Annotated in this window: 13 protein-coding genes and 1 pseudogene; 5 read left to right on the top strand and 9 right to left on the bottom strand. The window is 62.2% G+C overall.

Annotation, left to right across the window (positions count from 1 at the left end; all coding sequences use genetic code 11):
• Positions 1 to 60: 60 nt before the first annotated feature.
• Genes ACWHXD_RS01160 through ACWHXD_RS01150 form a run of 3 tightly spaced genes read left to right on the top strand, consistent with a single transcriptional unit; the run spans position 61 to position 2622 of the window.
• Complete coding sequence (locus tag ACWHXD_RS01160) at positions 61 to 876, top strand: MetQ/NlpA family ABC transporter substrate-binding protein (protein WP_056782599.1); 816 nt, start codon at positions 61 to 63, stop codon at positions 874 to 876.
• On the top strand, positions 873 to 1988 hold the full coding sequence (locus ACWHXD_RS01155) for a methionine ABC transporter ATP-binding protein (protein ID WP_138761772.1): 1116 nt from the start codon (positions 873 to 875) through the stop codon (positions 1986 to 1988). Before ACWHXD_RS01160 ends, ACWHXD_RS01155 begins: the two co-directional genes overlap by 4 nt.
• A complete protein-coding gene (locus ACWHXD_RS01150; protein ID WP_044270445.1) occupies positions 1978 to 2622 on the top strand; it encodes a methionine ABC transporter permease in 645 nt (214 codons plus the stop codon). Before ACWHXD_RS01155 ends, ACWHXD_RS01150 begins: the two co-directional genes overlap by 11 nt.
• Positions 2623 to 2624: 2 nt before the next feature.
• Here ACWHXD_RS01150 and ACWHXD_RS01145 read toward each other — a convergent pair whose 3' ends face one another.
• Positions 2625 to 3728 (bottom strand): hypothetical protein, encoded by a 1104-nt coding sequence (locus tag ACWHXD_RS01145; protein ID WP_032894144.1) that lies wholly within the window; start codon positions 3726 to 3728, stop codon positions 2625 to 2627.
• A 176-nt stretch (positions 3729 to 3904) separates the two neighbouring features.
• Between ACWHXD_RS01145 and ACWHXD_RS01140 the strand changes: the two genes are divergently transcribed.
• Positions 3905 to 4531: a class I SAM-dependent methyltransferase gene (locus ACWHXD_RS01140; protein WP_138761773.1), complete on the top strand. Its 627-nt coding sequence runs from the start codon at positions 3905 to 3907 to the stop codon at positions 4529 to 4531.
• 112 nt (positions 4532 to 4643) lie between these two features.
• Here ACWHXD_RS01140 and ACWHXD_RS01135 read toward each other — a convergent pair.
• The 4 genes and pseudogenes from ACWHXD_RS01135 to ACWHXD_RS01120 all read right to left on the bottom strand — a co-directional run.
• A pseudogene (locus ACWHXD_RS01135) lies at positions 4644 to 6827 on the bottom strand (glycoside hydrolase); the annotation flags it as partial.
• Positions 6828 to 7046: 219 nt separating this feature from the next.
• Positions 7047 to 10094: an efflux RND transporter permease subunit gene (locus ACWHXD_RS01130; RefSeq protein WP_003187624.1), complete on the bottom strand. Its 3048-nt coding sequence runs from the start codon at positions 10092 to 10094 to the stop codon at positions 7047 to 7049.
• Positions 10091 to 11161, bottom strand: coding sequence for an efflux RND transporter periplasmic adaptor subunit (locus ACWHXD_RS01125; protein WP_032894150.1), 1071 nt, complete (start codon positions 11159 to 11161; stop codon positions 10091 to 10093). Before ACWHXD_RS01125 ends, ACWHXD_RS01130 begins: the two co-directional genes overlap by 4 nt.
• The gene (locus ACWHXD_RS01120; protein WP_034125475.1) at positions 11158 to 12240 is read right to left on the bottom strand and encodes an efflux RND transporter periplasmic adaptor subunit; all 1083 of its coding nucleotides are present in this window, start codon (positions 12238 to 12240) and stop codon (positions 11158 to 11160) included. Before ACWHXD_RS01120 ends, ACWHXD_RS01125 begins: the two co-directional genes overlap by 4 nt.
• A 121-nt stretch (positions 12241 to 12361) precedes the next feature.
• Here ACWHXD_RS01120 and ACWHXD_RS01115 point away from each other — a divergent pair, with 121 nt between their 5' ends.
• Entirely contained in the window at positions 12362 to 13525 is a 1164-nt protein-coding gene (locus tag ACWHXD_RS01115) for an AAA family ATPase (protein WP_499083452.1), read from the top strand.
• 119 nt (positions 13526 to 13644) lie between these two features.
• On the opposite strand, the gene ACWHXD_RS01110 is transcribed toward ACWHXD_RS01115, so the two are convergent.
• From ACWHXD_RS01110 to ACWHXD_RS01095, 4 genes are read right to left on the bottom strand one after another with little or no spacing between them, the layout of a single operon-like run.
• The gene (locus ACWHXD_RS01110) at positions 13645 to 14493 is read right to left on the bottom strand and encodes a transporter substrate-binding domain-containing protein (RefSeq protein WP_003187618.1); all 849 of its coding nucleotides are present in this window, start codon (positions 14491 to 14493) and stop codon (positions 13645 to 13647) included.
• Positions 14490 to 15266, bottom strand: a complete 777-nt coding sequence (locus tag ACWHXD_RS01105) for an amino acid ABC transporter ATP-binding protein (protein ID WP_138761774.1) — start codon at positions 15264 to 15266, stop codon at positions 14490 to 14492. Before ACWHXD_RS01105 ends, ACWHXD_RS01110 begins: the two co-directional genes overlap by 4 nt.
• On the bottom strand, positions 15263 to 15922 hold the full coding sequence (locus ACWHXD_RS01100; RefSeq protein ID WP_032894156.1) for an amino acid ABC transporter permease: 660 nt from the start codon (positions 15920 to 15922) through the stop codon (positions 15263 to 15265). Before ACWHXD_RS01100 ends, ACWHXD_RS01105 begins: the two co-directional genes overlap by 4 nt.
• The gene (locus ACWHXD_RS01095; protein WP_032894158.1) at positions 15903 to 16568 is read right to left on the bottom strand and encodes an amino acid ABC transporter permease; all 666 of its coding nucleotides are present in this window, start codon (positions 16566 to 16568) and stop codon (positions 15903 to 15905) included. Before ACWHXD_RS01095 ends, ACWHXD_RS01100 begins: the two co-directional genes overlap by 20 nt.
• Positions 16569 to 16642: the final 74 nt, after the last annotated feature.

Genomic DNA, 16642 nt, shown 5'->3' with positions numbered 1-16642 from the left:
TTACCACGCCGAGCGTGGGAACGATCTCGCTATCTAAGACCTTATGACTGGAAAACCACTATGAAAAAGACATGCTTAAACAACCCAGTCAAAGCACTGGCCCTGGCCCTCGGCTTATTCAGTTCGGCGGTATTCGCCGCCGATGCACCGTTGAAAATCGGCACTACCGCCGCCTTCGCCATTCCGCTGGAAGCCGCCGTAGAAGAAGCCGGCAAGCAGGGCCTGAAGGTCGAACTGGTGGAGTTCACCGACTGGATCGCGCCCAACGTCAGCCTCGCCGCTGGCGATATCGACGTGAACTACTTCCAGCACATCCCCTTCCTGGAAAACGCCAAGGCCGCCGCCGGGTTTGACCTGGTGCCGTACGCGCCAGGCATCATCAACAACGTCGGGCTGTATTCGAAAAAGTACAAGAGCTTCAACGAGCTGCCCGAAGGCGCCAGCGTGGCGATTGCCAACGACCCGATCAACAGCGGTCGCGGCCTGCAACTGCTGGCCAAGGCCGGGCTGATCACCCTCAAGCCGGGCGTGGGCTACAAGGCCACCGAAGAAGACATCATCGCCAACCCGAAAAACATCAAGATCCTGCAAGTGGAAGCCGTGCAACTGGTGCGCGCCTATGACGACGCCGATCTGGTGCAGGGCTACCCGGCGTATATCCGCCTGTCCAAGACCTTCGATGCCGAGTCGGCGCTGTTGTTCGACGGCCTCGACCACCCGGAATACGTGATTCAGTTCGTGATCCAGCCCAAGAGCAAAACCGACCCACGGGTGATCAAGTTCGTCGATATTTACCAGCACTCGCCGGTGGTGCGCGCTGCCCTGGACAAGTCCCTGGGTAAGCTCTACCAGGTCGGCTGGGAAGCTAAACCATGAGTGCCGCCAACGCCCGCTTGCGCGACCTGGAGCACGCGCCCAGCCACGCCGAACACACTGAACTGCACCCGGACTTGAACCGCGCCCATGTGCGGTTCATCAACCTGGGCAAAACCTATGACGGCACGGTGCATGCGCTGCAAGGCATTGACCTGGCGATCCAGCGTGGCGAAGTGTTCGGCATCATCGGCCGCAGCGGCGCCGGCAAGTCGTCGCTGATCCGCACCATCAATCGCCTGGAGCAACCCAGCAGCGGACGGGTGCTGATCGACCAGGTAGACATCGGCGGCTTCGATGAAGACCACCTGGTGGCGCTGCGCCGACGCATCGGCATGATCTTCCAGCACTTCAACCTGATGTCGGCCAAGACCGTGTGGCAGAACGTCGAGTTGCCGCTCAAGGTCGCCGGTGTGCCCCAGGCGCAACGCGCGCGAAAGGTGCATGAACTACTGGAGCTGGTAGGCCTGCAAGACAAACACAAGGCGTACCCGGCGCAGTTGTCCGGCGGGCAGAAACAACGCGTCGGCATCGCCCGCGCATTGGTGCACGACCCCGAGATTCTGCTGTGCGACGAAGCCACCTCGGCCCTCGACCCGGAAACCACCCAGTCGATCCTCGGCCTGCTGCGCGAGATCAACCAGCGCCTGGGCCTGACTATCGTGCTGATTACCCATGAAATGGCGGTGATCCGCGACATCTGCGACCGCGTGGTGGTGCTGGAACACGGGCGTATCGTCGAGCAAGGCCCGGTGTGGCAGGTGTTTGGCGATCCACAACATGAGGTCAGCAAGACCCTGCTCGCCCCCCTGCAACACGGCTTGCCGCCAGAGTTGCACAGCCGCCTGCAACCCACGCCCGCCTCGGCCGACGCCGCGCTGGTGCTGCGCTTGCAGTTCACCGGCAGCGACAGCCTGGAGCCAGACCTGGCGGCGCTGTTCAGCGCCCTCGGCGGCCGCGTGCGCTTGCTGCAAGGCGGCGTGGAACGTATCCAGGGGCATGCCTTGGGGCAACTGCTGCTGGCGGTGAATGGATCGCCGCACAACGGCGAAGAACTGCGCAAACGCGCGGCCAATTGGGCACAACAGGTGGAGGTGCTGGGTTATGTGGTTTGATCGGTTAGTGCAGGGCGCCATCGACACCTTGTTGATGGTGGGAGTGTCGTCGCTGATCGCGCTGCTGGTGGGCATCCCACTGGCGGTGTTCCTGGTCACCAGTGACAAGGGCGGCATCTACCAGGCACCGGCCCTTAACCGCGTGCTGGGCGCGTTCGTGAACCTGTTCCGCTCCATTCCGTTCCTGATCCTGATGGTGGCGCTGATCCCGTTCACGCGCCTGATCGTCGGCACCACCTATGGCGTCTGGGCGGCAGTGGTACCGCTGACCATCGCCGCCACGCCGTTCTTTGCACGCATCGCTGAAGTGAGCCTGCGCGAGGTCGACCATGGCCTGATCGAAGCCGCGCAGGCCATGGGTTGCCGTCGCTGGCACATCATCTGGCATGTACTGTTGCCAGAGGCGCTGCCCGGCATCGTCGGCGGCTTCACCATCACCCTGGTGACCATGATCAACTCATCGGCCATGGCCGGGGCGATTGGAGCCGGTGGCCTGGGCGATATTGCCTACCGCTACGGCTACCAGCGCTTCGATACACAGATCATGCTCACGGTGATCGTGCTGCTGGTGGCGCTGGTGGCGGTGATCCAACTAAGCGGGGACCGCTTGGCGCGGGTATTGAACAAGCGCTGACGTCACGGGCACTCGTCCAGTTGGGCAACGCTGGCGCGGGGCACGAAGGTGATGGTTTTTTCCTTGGCTTGCCAGGGCCGCACGATGTAGCTGCCGTCCGAGTCGGCCATCACCCGCAGTTTCACGCTGCGCTTGGGGTTGTCGGCGTCTACCAGCACGCCGGGGACCTTGGCCTCTGCCGCCCAGGTCATCAACGTACAAACACGCCCTCCCGAGGCGGAGCCTTGCAACGGCAGGCCGCCCAACTTGGCCCCGCTCGCCGGGATCAGCCCGAGTAAAACGATGAGGGCAAAGGCCACCAGTGAGGCGAACGCCACCGGGTTTTTCTGAACGCGCATGCGCACCACCAGGCAGGCGGCGCTCCCCTGGATCAGAAACAGCACAGCCATTTCGGCGGCCATGAACGGCGCAAAGAACACGGCGCTGTCGGAGTACTCGCTGAAAGCGCGGGAGACCGGCACCGTCACCATCAGAATGACTACCATTTGAACCACCCCGGCGCCAGCACTGGCCAGCCAGAACTCGCCGGACAACTCACGCAGGGCAACATGAGCGGGCCGGGCGCGAATGATGATGCCGACATAGGCCACTACCGCCGCCATGATCGCCACGATCCAACTGAGCGTCAGCAACAGCCCACTTTCGGCGTTCACGGACAGGTACACGGCGGACATCCAGAACACAAACATCACCAACAGGCTGGCCGCCCAATGCCCCAGTAACCGCCGGTGCTGGGCCGTCTCTTGCGGCGACTGCGGGCTGAGATTGAGTTGATCACTCAGGCGCACACCCGTGCCGTTCAGACGCGTGAACAAGATGAACGTGGGCACCAGGATCGACGCGCCCATCATGCCGATCACAAACACCAACATGGCGAACATCGCCGGCAATGCGGTGAACGCCGATGCCGACAAGATGCTCAGCGGCACCTTTTCCATCTGGATGTACTGGTACAGGTACAGGCCTGCCACCGAGAGAATCCCCACCGTCAGCGGCCAGGCACGCTCATTGAGCCAGAGCAAGCCATTGCTCAATCTCGTGGCGTATTGGTCGACCTTGTTCGGCGCGGTGTCGTTGCCAACGGGTGAACGTTTTTCCTCTTCCATGGATGTATAACCCTCTGCAAATGAGGGCCGAATCTTACCCACAATTTCCCGTGGCGGTCTGTCGGATGCGCACACTGCGAACGCCGTGAAGCGCCCTACAGCGGATACACGGTTTTCAACTCAAGAGTGGGCCGGGGTATAGTCCCGCTACCTCAGCCGCAGCCGTGCGCCATGCCATGAAACTTGCTCCCGACGACCTCAATCAGATCACCGCCACCACCCTGGGCCATTACAACAAGGTGGCCGAAGACTTCCGTGAAGGTACCCGCGATCACGATGTGAGCCAGAACATCGACGCGCTGCTGCGGCATATCCAGGGCACGCCGCCGTTTACCGTGCTGGATTTCGGCTGTGGGCCGGGGCGGGATTTGCAGACGTTTACGCGCATGGGGCATATCGCCGTGGGCCTGGATGGCTCCGAGCGTTTTGCGCAGATGGCCCGCGAAGACAGCGGCTGTGAAGTGTTGCAGCAGGACTTTCTCAAGCTGGACCTGCCCGCCGAACGCTTCGATGGAGTGTTTGCCAATGCGGTGCTGTTTCATATTCCCAAGCAGGAACTGCCGCGCGTGCTCAAAGAGCTGCACGGCGCGTTGAAACCTGGAGGCGTGCTGTTCAGCTCCAACCCTCGAGGCGAGAACCAAGAGGGCTGGAATGGGCCGCGGTATGGGTCTTATCACGACCTGCAGGCGTGGCAGGCCTTGCTGACTGCGGCTGGGTTTGAAGAGCTGGAGCATTACTACCGGCCGGCCGGGTTGCCGCGGGAACAGCAGCCTTGGTTGGCGAGTGTGTGGCGTAAAGTTTAGTGCTGTGTTGTTCGGGCTGACGCCTTCGCGAGCAAGCCCGCTCCCACATTTTGGAATGCGATCCCCTGTGGGAGCGGGCTTGCTCGCGAAGACCGCACAGACGCGACCGATTCACCTGATACACCACCGGCTCCTCCCCCTCCACAAGCACAGTCACACTGCGCCCGGCATACCCCTGTTTTTCCACCGCCGAGAAATTCGCCACCAGCCGCGTCCCATCGGCGAAGGTGGTTTGCTGCAGCTGTTTGTCCACCGTCAGCCAACGGAAACCAGTCATTTCCTGGGTCGCCAAGCGCTGGTGCAACGGCCGGAAAAAACGGTCCTGGCGCTGAATAATCGGCAACCGCGCCTTGAGCGTCGCCGCACTGAGGTGGTACAGCGGCGGCACGTTGTACAGCAGTTGGGTCAGTTCATTGTCGCCCTGCACATTGCTCAGCTTGAGGCTGTCGAACAGCCAATGATGGGTGGTGATCACCGAGCCATGGAACACCGCCTGGTATAACGGCAGGCGCATCGTCGGCTCGAAATACACCGTGCGAAACGGCTCCTTCAACGGCACTGATTTGAAGAACACCGCCGGTTGCTCGGTTGGGTACCAGTTGCCGACGAAGTACGGCGACTGCGGGTCCTGGGTCATCTCGCGGTCGCCCCAGCCGATCACCGGGGTCTGCATGCCGTGGGCGAACAGGATGCCCTGGGCGGTGATGGCGTTGCCGTCTTCGGAGCCTGTGACCAGCTTCGGCACGGTGTTGATCCAGCGAGAGGCGTCGATATTGCCCTCGGCGTTTTGCGCCTGGGTCATGCTGGCGTCGCTGCGGTAGCTGTCGAACAGCATGCTGGTGGCGTAGGCATCGAGAAACCAGGCATTGAAGCCAGCCTTGGCGTGTACCGCCTTCACCCGCGCCTCCAGCAGCGGCCGTACACAACGCGGGTCGGTGTAATGGCCGGACTTCTGGAAGCCGGTTTTCAGCTTGCCGTCTTTCAGCACGATCGCGCAGTCACGATAGGCCTTGGCGCCTAGGTGGGCAGTGGTCCAATCGGGATTTTCGGTGGCGGACAGGGCCGTTTCATAGGAGTCGTAAGGCGCCATCAGAAAGCCGGCTTCCACCCCGGCGCGAATCGCCTCGGGATGCCACAGGCCACCCTCCCAACCTTCGCCCAAGGTCAGCAGCAAACGCTGCAGCCCAGCGTCGCGCAGGGTTTGAATGGCGCTACTGCCCCAGGTTTGCAGGCTGTCACTCAAGGCCCCCGCAAAGTCCACGGCCAGTTCACTGCGCAGCTCGCCATAGCGGGCGGCAAGGCGGGTCATGTCTGGCTCTTGCACTTGCCAGGCCTGCCGGGCCTTGGTGTTGATCGCCGCATTGAGGCCGCGCAGCAGCACGGTTTGCTCATAGCGATTCAAGGGAGTGGACTGCGCCAGCAGCTGTGCGCTCTCTTTGTCCATCAGCGTCTTGAGTTCATGGCTGCGCAGCCGTTTGATCAATGTTGGCCAATCACGCACATCGCCCAAACCCAACAGGCCGTTGTCCCAGAGGTACACATGGCTGGCGCCCAGCAGCTTCTGGGCTTCGGGTGTTTGCCGCAGCTTGTCCGCCAACGGTTCATAGCGGCCCTGCTCCACCAGCCACTGGCGGTAGCGCTTGGCGCCGGCCAACGGGTCGGCATCGCCCAGGTACAGGCGCAGCGTCATCGGCGCGTCAGGCGCCAGCGAGGTGAATTCATGGGACGCAGAGAGGGCCAGGCCGTTGCCGTCGGCTTGCCATTGCAGGCGGTTGTTGTAGGGGTTGGTCAATAACCAGTTCAACGTGAAGCCAGCGTGATCCACGCCCCACAACGGCAGGCTCAGGTCCTGGGTGGTATTGAGCTCATCGCGCTCCAGCAGAAACGCCTTCCAGAGGGCATTGCCGGCAGGCACGTAATGCCCCTCGGCCAAGGGCCAGATCAACCCTTGCCCCATGGCCTCAGCAGGCTGGCGCAGCAGGGCCAGCTCACCGGGAGCGCGGGCGTTGATGGTCAGGGCCAGGTCGCGCTGTTCCAGGCGGGCGCTCAGGCGATAGGCGCCGTTGTCCCATTGCCAAGTGGCCTGGTCGGGGGTGTTCTGCAATTGGCTGACGGCATGCGCCGCCACACCGCTGGAGGCCTGCACCGAGGCCTGGCCTGCGGGTGTCACGCGCAGCGCCAGGGTGGCGGGGTCGAGTTCGACGCGCCACAAGGGGTTTTCCAGTACGGTGGCGGCGAAGGCAGGCGGTGCAAGGAGCAACGCGCAAAACAGCAAGGTGAAACGCAGGCACAGCATGAGGATCGACCTGGGTCTGGAATGAGCACCAGAGGGTACAACATGCAGTAGCCAGCCAGGACGACATGGGAATTTTTTCAGAAGCTTCACACAGCCTCAGTCAGTTAAGGCTCTTTTGTAGGAGCGAGCTCGCTCGCGAAAAACTCACAGGCGCCGCGTTTACTCAGGAAGCACGCGTTATCGTTGACGTTTTTCGCGAGCAAGCTCGCTCCTACAGAATTAATCCTGTTTCGGCTCGCGGATCTTGTACCAGGCCACATACAGCGCCGGCAGAAACAGCAACGTCAGCAACGTCGCAATGATGATCCCGCCAATCATCGCGTAGGCCATCGGCCCCCAGAACACTTCCCGCGCAATCGGGATCATGCCCAGGCTCGCGGCGGCGGCCGTCAGCAGGATCGGCCGGCGCCGGTGCTCGGTGGCTTCCACCACTGCATCCCACGGCGTGTAGCCGGCTTCTTCGTACTCGTGGATCTGTGTGACCAGAATCACCGAGTTGCGGATGATGATGCCGATCAACGCCAGGATCCCCAGGATCGCCACAAAGCCCATGGGCGTGCCCGTGGGGATCAACGCCAGGACCACGCCGATCAGCCCCAAGGGCGCGACGCTGGCTACCAAGAACATCTTCTGCACGCTGTGCAACTGAATCATCAGGAAGGTGGCCATCAGGAACAGCATCAACGGCACCACCTTGGCGATCGGCCCCTGGGCCTTGCCACTTTCCTCCACGGTACCGCCGGTGGCGACTTTGTAGCCTACCGGCAAGCCTTCGCTGAATTTCTCGATGGTCGGCGCCAACTGCTTGACCAGGTCGGTCGGCTGCATCTCATCGCGCACGGCGGCCTTGATGGTGATGGTCGGCTTGCGATCGCGGCGCCACACCAGCGGCTGCTCCAGCTCGTAACGCACGGTGGCGAACGCCAGCAGTGGAATCGAGGTGCCGTTGGGCGTGACGATCTGCAGGTTCTGCAAGGTTTCCGGGGTGCCCCGCTCGGCATCTTCGGCGCGGCCGACCACATTGATCAGGTAGATATCGTCGTGCACCTGGGTCACCGCCGCGCCGCTGACCACGCTGTTCATCAACTGCGCCACGTCTTCCGACGACAGCCCCAGTTGCCGCGCCTTGTCCTGGGCGATGTCCACCCGCAGCACTTTGCCCGGCTCGTTCCAGTCGTAGATGATCTCGCCCAAGTGGGTGTTCTGATCCAGCAAGGTCGCCAGTTCAATGGCGTGCTTGCGCACCTGGTCGATGTCTTTGCCGGACACGCGGTACTGGATCGGCCGCCCCACCGGCGGGCCCATTTCCAGCGGCTGCACGTAGCTGCCGATGCCGACAAAATCATCGCGCAGACGTTGTTGCAGGCGGGCGATCAGGGCGCCACGCTCTTCCAGGCCTTTGCTCACTATCACCAGCTGCGCGTAGTAGGGGTTCTCCAACTGCTGGTCCAGCGGCAGGTAGAAACGAATCGCGCCCTGGCCGATGTAGGTGCTCCAACGGGCAATGTCCGGGTCGTCCTTGATGATCGCTTCGAGGCGGTCGACGGCCTTGCGCGTCTCGTTGATCGAGGCGTTTTGCGGCAGGTTCAGGTCGACGAGGATTTCCGGGCGGTCCGACGATGGGAAGAACTGGTTCTGCACAAATTGCATGGAGAACACCGAAGCCACGAACAGCGCCACAGTGATGCCAATCGCCCACCAGCGGTTGCGCATGGCCCACAGCATGCCGCCATTGAAGGCACGGCCAATGCGCCCCGGCTCGGCGTTGTGCGGTTTCACATTGGCGCTGAGGATATGCACGCCGATCACCGGCGCAAACAGCACCGCCACCACCCACGACACCAGCATCGCCACGGCAATCACCGCGAACAGGGTAAAGGTGTACTCGCCCGCCGAACTGGCGTTGAGACCAATCGGCACGAAGCCGGCCACGGTCACCAGCGTGCCGGTGAGCATCGGGAACGCCGTGGAGGTATAGGCGTAAGTCGCCGCCTGCTCCTTGGTTTCGCCTTTTTCCAGGCGCGTGATCATCATCTCCACCGTGATCATCGCGTCATCCACCAGCAGGCCGAGGGCGATGATCAACGCGCCCAGCGACACGCGTTGCATGGTGATGCCGCTGTATTCCATGAACACAAATACCAGCGCCAGCACCAACGGGATCGAGCACGCCACCACCAACCCGGCGCGCATGCCGAGGCTGATAAAGCTCACCACCAGCACGATGATCACCGCCTCGAACAATGCGCTGGTGAAGCCGCCGACGGCCTCTTCCACCACTTCGGCCTGGTCGGACACCTTGTGCACGCCGACGCCCACCGGCAGGTCGGCGGTCAGCTCGTCCATGCGCCCGTGCAGGGCCTTGCCGAACGACTGGATATTGCCGCCCTTTTGCATGGCGATGGCCAAGCCAATCGCCGGTTTGCCGTTGAAGCGGAACATCGGCCGCGCCGGGTCCACATAACCACGGCTGATGTCGGCAATATCCGCCAGCCGATAAAAACGGTCATTGAGGCGCAGGTTGACGTTGGCCAGGTCTTTCTCCGAGGCGAACTGCCCGGAGGTGCGCACCGAGATGCGTTCGGGTCCTGCCTCGATCACCCCGGCCGGGGTCACGGCGTTTTGCGATTGTAGGCTTTGCACGACCTGGCGCTGATCAATGCCCAGGGCCGCGAGTTTGCGCGTGGAGAAATTCAGGTAAATCACTTCGTCCTGCTGGCCGATCATCTCGACCTTGCCCAACCCCGGTACCGAACGGATCTCGGCGCGCACCTGCTCCACGTAGTCACGCAGTTGGCGCATCGACAGGCCATCGCCGGTAAAGGCGTACACCGAGCCGAACACGTCACCGAATTCATCGTTGAACGACGGCCCCTGCAAGCCCTGGGGGAAGGTGCCGCGAATGTCATCGATCTTCTTGCGGACCTGGTACCAGATCTCCGGAATGGCCTTGGCACTGGTGGTGTCCTTGAGGAACACGAACACCGTGGACTCGCCCGGCCGGGTGTAGCTTTTCACGTAGTCGAGGGAATCGAGCTCCTCGAGTTTCTTCTCGATGCGGTCGGTGACCTGCTTGAGGGTTTCTTCCTGGGTCGCGCCCGGCCAGCGGGTCTGGATCACCATGGTCTTGATGGTGAACGAGGGGTCCTCTTCACGGCCCAGGTTCATGTAAGAGAACACGCCCATCAGCAGTGCGACGAACATCAGGTACCAGACGAAGGACTGATGCTTGAGGGCCCAGTCGGATAAGTTGAAGCTCCCTTTCATCGCGGGCTGTCCTCGTCGATTTTGACTTTTTGCCCGGGTTTCAGGCTGTTCACGCCAGCAGTGACAATGCGCTCGCCGGGTTTGACGCTGCCATTGAGCAAGGCGCTTTGAGCATCACGGCTGATGACCGTGACCTCACGCGGTTGCACGGTCTGGCTCTGGGTGTCGAGCAGCCAGATGCGGGTCTTGCCGTCCACTTCCTGCAAGGCGCTCAGGGGCAGCTCGATGCGCGGGGCGATGGCGGTGCTCAAGGTCACGCTGATGGCGGTGCCCAGGCGGAACGCGGCTGGGGTTTCGGCCAGGCTCAGGCGTGCGCGACGGGTGCGCGTGGCGCTTTGGGCCTGGGGTTCGATCTCACGCACCACGGCGGTGGTGTGCACGCTGGGGTCCAGTTGGCCGGCGACCAGGAACACCACATCGGCAGGCAAGCGTTCAGCCAGGCCGGCGGGCAGGTCGATCACCGCTTCCTTGATGTCCGGACGGGCCAGGGTCACCACCTGCTGGCCGGCGCTGACCACCTGGCCGGCCTCGGCGTTCCAGGCGGTGACGATGCCAGCGTGGTCGGTGCGCAGTTCGGCGTAGTTGAGCTGGTCTTTGGCCTGGTTGACCGAGGCTCGGGCCTGGTCGAGGGTCGCCTGGGTAGTTTTCAGGTCGGTCTGGGCCACATCCAATTGAGCCTGTGCGCCGACGCCACGGTTGAACAGTTCCTGTTGCCGGCGAGCATTGGCCTGGGCGTTGATGAACTGCGCCTGCACGCGCGCCAGGTCGCCCTGGGCAGCGCGTAATTGGTTCTGCTGGTCGGTGGGGTCAAGCACGGCGAGCAAGGCGCCCTTCTCCACTTCGGCGCCGACATCCACGGCGCGACGGGCGATGCGGCCAGGCACGCGGAAACCCAGGTTGCTTTCGTAGCGGGCCTGGATGGTGCCGGCGAAACGACCGAGGTTTTCCTGGTCTTCGGCCTTCACTTCCATGGACAGCACCGGGCGTATGGGTTCAGGCGGCGCCTCTTCCTTGGAGCAGGCCACCAGCAACAGGCTGGCGGCGACAATGAGCGTCAGGTGCTTCATGGCTGCGCTCCGGGTTGAGCGATCTCGACGACCATGCCGGGGTGCAGCAATTGCCCACCGGCTATCACGACTTTTTCACCGCCTTTGAGGCCCTCGCCGATGATCACTTTGCCGGTGAGGTAGCGCGCCACGGTGACCTTGTGCAACTGCGCCTTGCCTTCACCGTCCACCAACCACACGGCTGGCTCGTTGAGGTCTTTGGTCAGCGCCGACCAGGGCAGCTCGATGCTCGCCTTGGCCGGGCCATTGGCGGTGGCACTCACCACCGAGCCCAGCTCCATGCCCTTGGGCAGGCTTTGCAGGGCGATCTTCACTTGGACGGTGCCGGTATTGGCGGCCACGGCGGGCGTGACCTCGCGCACTTTGCCCACGGCCTTGATGCTCGGGTTGTCCAGCAGGCTGACGGTAATCGGCGCGTCGGGCGGCGGCTCCACCAGCAGGGACTCATATACGTTGAACACGGCGTCACGTTCGCCATCGCGGGCCAGGCTGAAGATTGGCACGGTGGCCTGTACCACTTGGCCGACTTCGGCCTGGCGCGCGGTGATGATGCCCGGGGCATCGGCAATCAGCGAGGTGTAGCCCAATTGTTCGCGGGCATTGGCCAACTGCGCCTGGGCAGCGGCCAGGGCACTTTGGCTGCTGCGCAGTGCAGCCTGGGCAGCGTCATATTCGCTGCGGCTGGTATAGCCTTTGGGCAAGAGTTTTTCCTGGCGCACAAAGGCGGCGGCGGTCTGCTTGACCCGCGCCTGTTCGGCCACGACCTGGGCCTGGGCCGAGTCGACGTTGGTTTGCAAATCCTTGGGGTCGAGCTTGGCCAGCACTTGCCTGGCGGTGACGCGATCGCCCACGTCGACCATGCGCTGGATGATCTTGCCGCCCACGCGAAAGGACAGATCGGTTTGCACCCGCGCCTGGATATCACCGGTCAGCGTCACCGCCGCGGCAAAATCCGCCGACTGCACGGTTTGCACGAACACCCGCGAATGCTGCTTGGGCTCGGCTTTGTCCTGGCCACAGCCGCTGAGCAGCGCCAGGAGGCCAAGGCTAAAAATAAATGTCGAAGTGCGACCGCCCATGCAGGCTCCTTTTGCGTGATGCCGACGTGCAAGTGTGTATGCGACTGTGAGCTTAGATCAGGGTTCCTTATCTGCATGGAGGATCCCATACTCCAATGGTTCCCATGCTGACTAAATGCACATGCTTAAAACACTCGCGGTGGCCAATTACCGCTCGATCAACAAATTGGTGGTGCCCCTGGACCGGTTGAACCTGGTGACCGGGCCCAATGGCAGCGGCAAGTCCAACCTGTATCGCGCCCTGCGCCTGCTGGCCGAAACCGCCCAGGGCGGGGTGATCAATGCGCTGGCCCGTGAAGGCGGGCTGGATTCGACCTTCTGGGCCTCGCCGGAAAACATCAGCCGGCGCATGCGCAATGGCGAAGTACCGGTGGAGGCCGTGGTTGCCCAAGGCGTCAAACGCTTGCGTCTGGGCTTTGCCGGGGAGGACTTCAGCTACGCCATCTCCCTGGGCATGCCCATCCCGGTTCCCGGCAGCGAGTTCAAACTGGACCCGGAGATTAAAAAAGAATGTATCTGGGCCGGCCCCCTCTACCGCCCGGCCAGCCTGCTGGTTCAGCGTTCGGGGCCGATGGTACGCGCCCGTGATGGCCGCGCCTGGGACGTACTGGCCCAGCACACGCCCAACTATCACAGCCTGTTCGATCAGGTCGGCAGCCTGCGCGGTTCGCCGGAAGTGCTGCTGCTGCGCGAAAGCATCCGTGGCTGGCGCTTCTATGATCACTTTCGCAGCGATGTGGATGCACCGGTACGCCAGCCGCAATTAGGCACGCGCACGCCGGTGCTGCATCACGACGGTCGGGATTTGGCGGCCGCGTTACAGACGATTCGCGAAGTGGGCGATGTCGAGGCGTTGCAGCACGCGGTCAGTGATGCCTTCCCCGGCGCACGGTTGCACATCGAACCGTTGCAGGGCGGACGCTTTGCCATCGAGTTCTATCAGGAAGGCTTGCTGCGCCCGTTGTCGGCGGCGGAACTGTCGGACGGCACCCTGCGCTACCTGCTGCTGATCGCCGCGCTGCTGACGCCCCGGCCACCGACCATGATGGTGCTGAACGAGCCTGAGACCAGCCTGCACCCGGACTTGTTGCCGGCACTGGCGCGCTTGATTATCCAGGCCTCGAAGCAGTGCCAGGTGTGGGTGGTGAGCCATGCCAGCCGGTTGATTGCGGCGTTGCAGCAGGATGAGGGGTGTAATTCGATTGTGTTGGAGAAGGTGATGGGGGAAACGCGGATTGTGGGGCAGGGCATTTTGGATGCGCCAGCGTGGCATTGGCCGGAGTAGGCGGTGACTGTACTGGCCTCTTCGCGAGCAAGCCCGCTCCCACAGGTTGGAATGCATTCCAAATGTGGGAGCGGGCTTGCTCGCGAAAGCGGTAGATCAGGCAACACAAAAACCTGGAATCAGCCCTGCCACTTACCGCCTTCAACAATCACACTCTCAGGCTTGGTGTCGTCGCTCAGCTCTTTACGCACATATTGGTCATAAAGCTTGAGCAGAAACTTCTCCTCACCCAACTTCGCCAACTCCGCATTCACCCAGTCACGCAGCTCGGTATTGCCCTTCTTCACCGCCGGGGCAATCGGCGCTTCATCCCCCAGCTTCTCTTCCAGCACGCGGTAGCCAGGGTTCTGCTTGGCCCAGCTGAACAACACCAAATTATCCTGCGCATACGCATCCCCACGGCCAGCCGACAGCGCCTGCAGCGACTCGGAGTTCTTCTCGAACTTGAGCAGCTTCCAGTCCGGGTGGTTCTTGGTCAGCCAGATATCCGCCGTGGTGCCGGTGGTGACGATGGTCGTGCGGGTTGCCAGGTCGTCCAGGCTTTTCACCGCACTGTCATTCGGCACCAGGGCCTGCACCGCGACTTTCAGGTTGGGGTTGGTGAAGTCCACCGCTTCCTTGCGTTCAGGCGTCACGGTCATGTTGGCGAGGATCAGGTCCACCTTGTCGCTTTGCAGGAAGGGGATGCGGCTGGCCGGTTCCACGGCGACAAATTCCACCTTGTTTTCGTCGCCCAGCAGGTCCTTGGCGAATTGCCGGCCAATGTCGGTATCGAAGCCGACATAACGACCGGCTTCGTCCACAAAACCGAACGGCGGCTTGTCGGTAAACACGCCGACAATCAGCTTGTCCCGCGCTTTGATTTTGTCGATGTAGCTCACAGCCGCGGGTTTTACCGGCTCTTCGGCCTTTTTATCGCAGCCGGCCAGCAAGGCGACGGCAAACAGTGGCAGCAGTAACTTTTTCATATCAGCTCCAGTTCCTTGATCTTTTTGGGCAGTGTTGAAACAAAGGAGAACTTCTCCAGGAACTGCTGCGCGCGTGCGGTCTGCGGGTTCGTAAAGAATGCCTCGGGGGTGTTGTGTTCGAGGATGCGACCGGCTTCCATGAACACCACGCGGTCGGCGACGGCGCGGGCGAAGGCCATTTCGTGGGTAACGATCAGCAAGGTCATGCCATCGCGGGCCAGGCCCTGGATCACTTCCAGCACTTCCTTGACCATCTCCGGGTCGAGGGCCGCGGTGACTTCGTCAAACAGCATGACCTGGGGGTTCATGCACAACGAACGGACGATGGCGATGCGTTGTTGCTGGCCGCCGGAAAGCTGGCGCGGGAAGGCGTCGCGCTTGTCGGCCAGGCCCACGCGCTCCAGCAGTTTTTCCGTCTGCTCACGGGCCTCGCGCAGGTCGCGCTTTTGCACTTTCAGCGGGCCGAGCAGGATGTTGTCGAGCACGGTCATGTGCGGGAACAGGTGGTAGCTCTGGAACACCATGCCGATGTCCTGGCGTACCTGGCGCCAGTCGGTGGTTTTATCCAGCAGCTCAATGCCTGCAAAGCGCAAGTGTCCGCTGTGAGCAACCTCCAACCCATTGAGGCAGCGCAACAAGGTGCTTTTGCCACAGCCGCTGGGGCCGAGGATCACCACCACTTCGCCACGTTGCACGCTCAGGTCGATGCCCTTGAGCACCTGCGTCTCGCCGAAGAATTTGTTGAAACCCTGAAACTCGATCAATGCGCTCATGCTTGGGCCCAGCGCCGTTCCAGCACCTTGGAGGCGGCTGACAACGGGTAGCAGATAAAGAAGAAAAACAGGAACAGCGCGCCATAAATCAATACCGACTCGTAGGTACGCTCGATGATTTGCTGGCCGACCTTGATCACATCCACCACGCCGATCAGCACCGCCAGGGAGCTGGTCTTGATGATGCGCGTGTACACGTTGATGGTCGGCGGCGTCATGCGCTTGAGGGCCTGGGGCAGCAGTACATAGCCGTACAACTGTGGGCCGGACAGGCCAATCGACAGGCCTGCTTCGCGCTGCCCACGGGGCAGCGAATGCAGCGCGCCACGCACCACTTCGCCCACCTCGCTGGCGCCCCATAACGACAGCACCAGCACCGCGCACCAGAAACTCGGGATGCTCAGGCCGAAGAAAATCGGCAGGCCAAAAAACAACAGGTACAACCACACCAGCACCGGAATGGCGCGGAACAGTTCCAGGTAAACCCGCAGCACGCCGTTGAGCGCCTTGTTATTCAAGGTGCGCAGCACGCCGTAGAGCACGCCGCCCACCGTACTGAAGGCGATGCTCAAAAACGAAATCGACAGGGTTTGCGCAGCGCCCTTGCCCAGTTGCGGCAACGACACCCAGAGCAACTCAAGACCCGAACTGGCCATGCTGGAGCCTCCTTTCCAGGCGGCTGAGCAACAGCGACAACGGCAGGAACAACAGCACGCAAATCAGCGTCAGCACGGCGAGCATTTCGTAGGTCTTGTAGTAGAGAGCGATGTAGCTCTTGGTGGTGTAGAGAATCTCCGGCACCGCCACCGCCGACACCACGGTGGTTTCCTTGAGCAGAAAAATGAAATTGGCGAACAGCGCCGGCAGGCTGAGGATGCCGGCCTGGGGCAGAATCACATGGCGCAGCAGTTGCCAATCGGACAGGCCAATGGACTTGCCCGACTCGATCTGCGCCAGCGGCACCGCTTCCACACCGGCGCGCAGCACCTCGGTGAGGTAGGCGCCGCCCAGAAAGGTCATGGTGATAATCGCCGCCCAGAACCCGGAAATATTGAAACCCAGGGCCGGCAGCGCGAAGTAGACGAAGAACAGTTGGATCAACAGCGGCGTGTTACGCGCCAGTTCCACATACAGCGACACCAGGCGCGACAGGTACGGCGTGCGAAACACCAGCAGCGCAGCGTTGATCAGCGCCACCAGCAAGGACGTGGCAATGGCGATCAGGCCGACTTGCAGCGTCACACCCACAGCCTTGAGAAACGCCGGCAGGGTGCTGAGGATAAAAGCGAAATCGAAGGTCATGTGCAGTCCATATCGCCGCATGGGTAATGCCGCGAGCGCAGTCCGTGCCGACGTGGATAACGTCAGCTAGCGCG

This window comes from Pseudomonas fjordensis (genome assembly GCF_976987115.1).
The sequence above is the reverse complement of the archived record's forward strand: the minus strand, read 5'-3'. Positions and strand labels throughout refer to the sequence as shown.

Bases quoted from the DNA above. Each gene is read 5' to 3' on its own strand.
- ACWHXD_RS01115 (WP_499083452.1), top strand. From the start codon at position 12,362: ATGCTTAAAACACTCGCGGTGGCCAATTACCGCTCGATCAACAAATTG.
- ACWHXD_RS01130 (WP_003187624.1), bottom strand. From the start codon at position 10,094: ATGAAAGGGAGCTTCAACTTATCCGACTGGGCCCTCAAGCATCAGTCC.
- ACWHXD_RS01100 (WP_032894156.1), bottom strand. From the start codon at position 15,922: ATGGCCAGTTCGGGTCTTGAGTTGCTCTGGGTGTCGTTGCCGCAACTG.
- ACWHXD_RS01105 (WP_138761774.1), bottom strand. From the start codon at position 15,266: ATGAGCGCATTGATCGAGTTTCAGGGTTTCAACAAATTCTTCGGCGAG.
- ACWHXD_RS01160 (WP_056782599.1), top strand. From the start codon at position 61: ATGAAAAAGACATGCTTAAACAACCCAGTCAAAGCACTGGCCCTGGCC.
- ACWHXD_RS01150 (WP_044270445.1), top strand. From the start codon at position 1,978: ATGTGGTTTGATCGGTTAGTGCAGGGCGCCATCGACACCTTGTTGATG.
- ACWHXD_RS01145 (WP_032894144.1), bottom strand. From the start codon at position 3,728: ATGGAAGAGGAAAAACGTTCACCCGTTGGCAACGACACCGCGCCGAAC.
- ACWHXD_RS01125 (WP_032894150.1), bottom strand. From the start codon at position 11,161: ATGAAGCACCTGACGCTCATTGTCGCCGCCAGCCTGTTGCTGGTGGCC.
- ACWHXD_RS01110 (WP_003187618.1), bottom strand. From the start codon at position 14,493: ATGAAAAAGTTACTGCTGCCACTGTTTGCCGTCGCCTTGCTGGCCGGC.
- ACWHXD_RS01095 (WP_032894158.1), bottom strand. From the start codon at position 16,568: ATGACCTTCGATTTCGCTTTTATCCTCAGCACCCTGCCGGCGTTTCTC.
- ACWHXD_RS01140 (WP_138761773.1), top strand. From the start codon at position 3,905: ATGAAACTTGCTCCCGACGACCTCAATCAGATCACCGCCACCACCCTG.
- ACWHXD_RS01120 (WP_034125475.1), bottom strand. From the start codon at position 12,240: ATGGGCGGTCGCACTTCGACATTTATTTTTAGCCTTGGCCTCCTGGCG.
- ACWHXD_RS01155 (WP_138761772.1), top strand. From the start codon at position 873: ATGAGTGCCGCCAACGCCCGCTTGCGCGACCTGGAGCACGCGCCCAGC.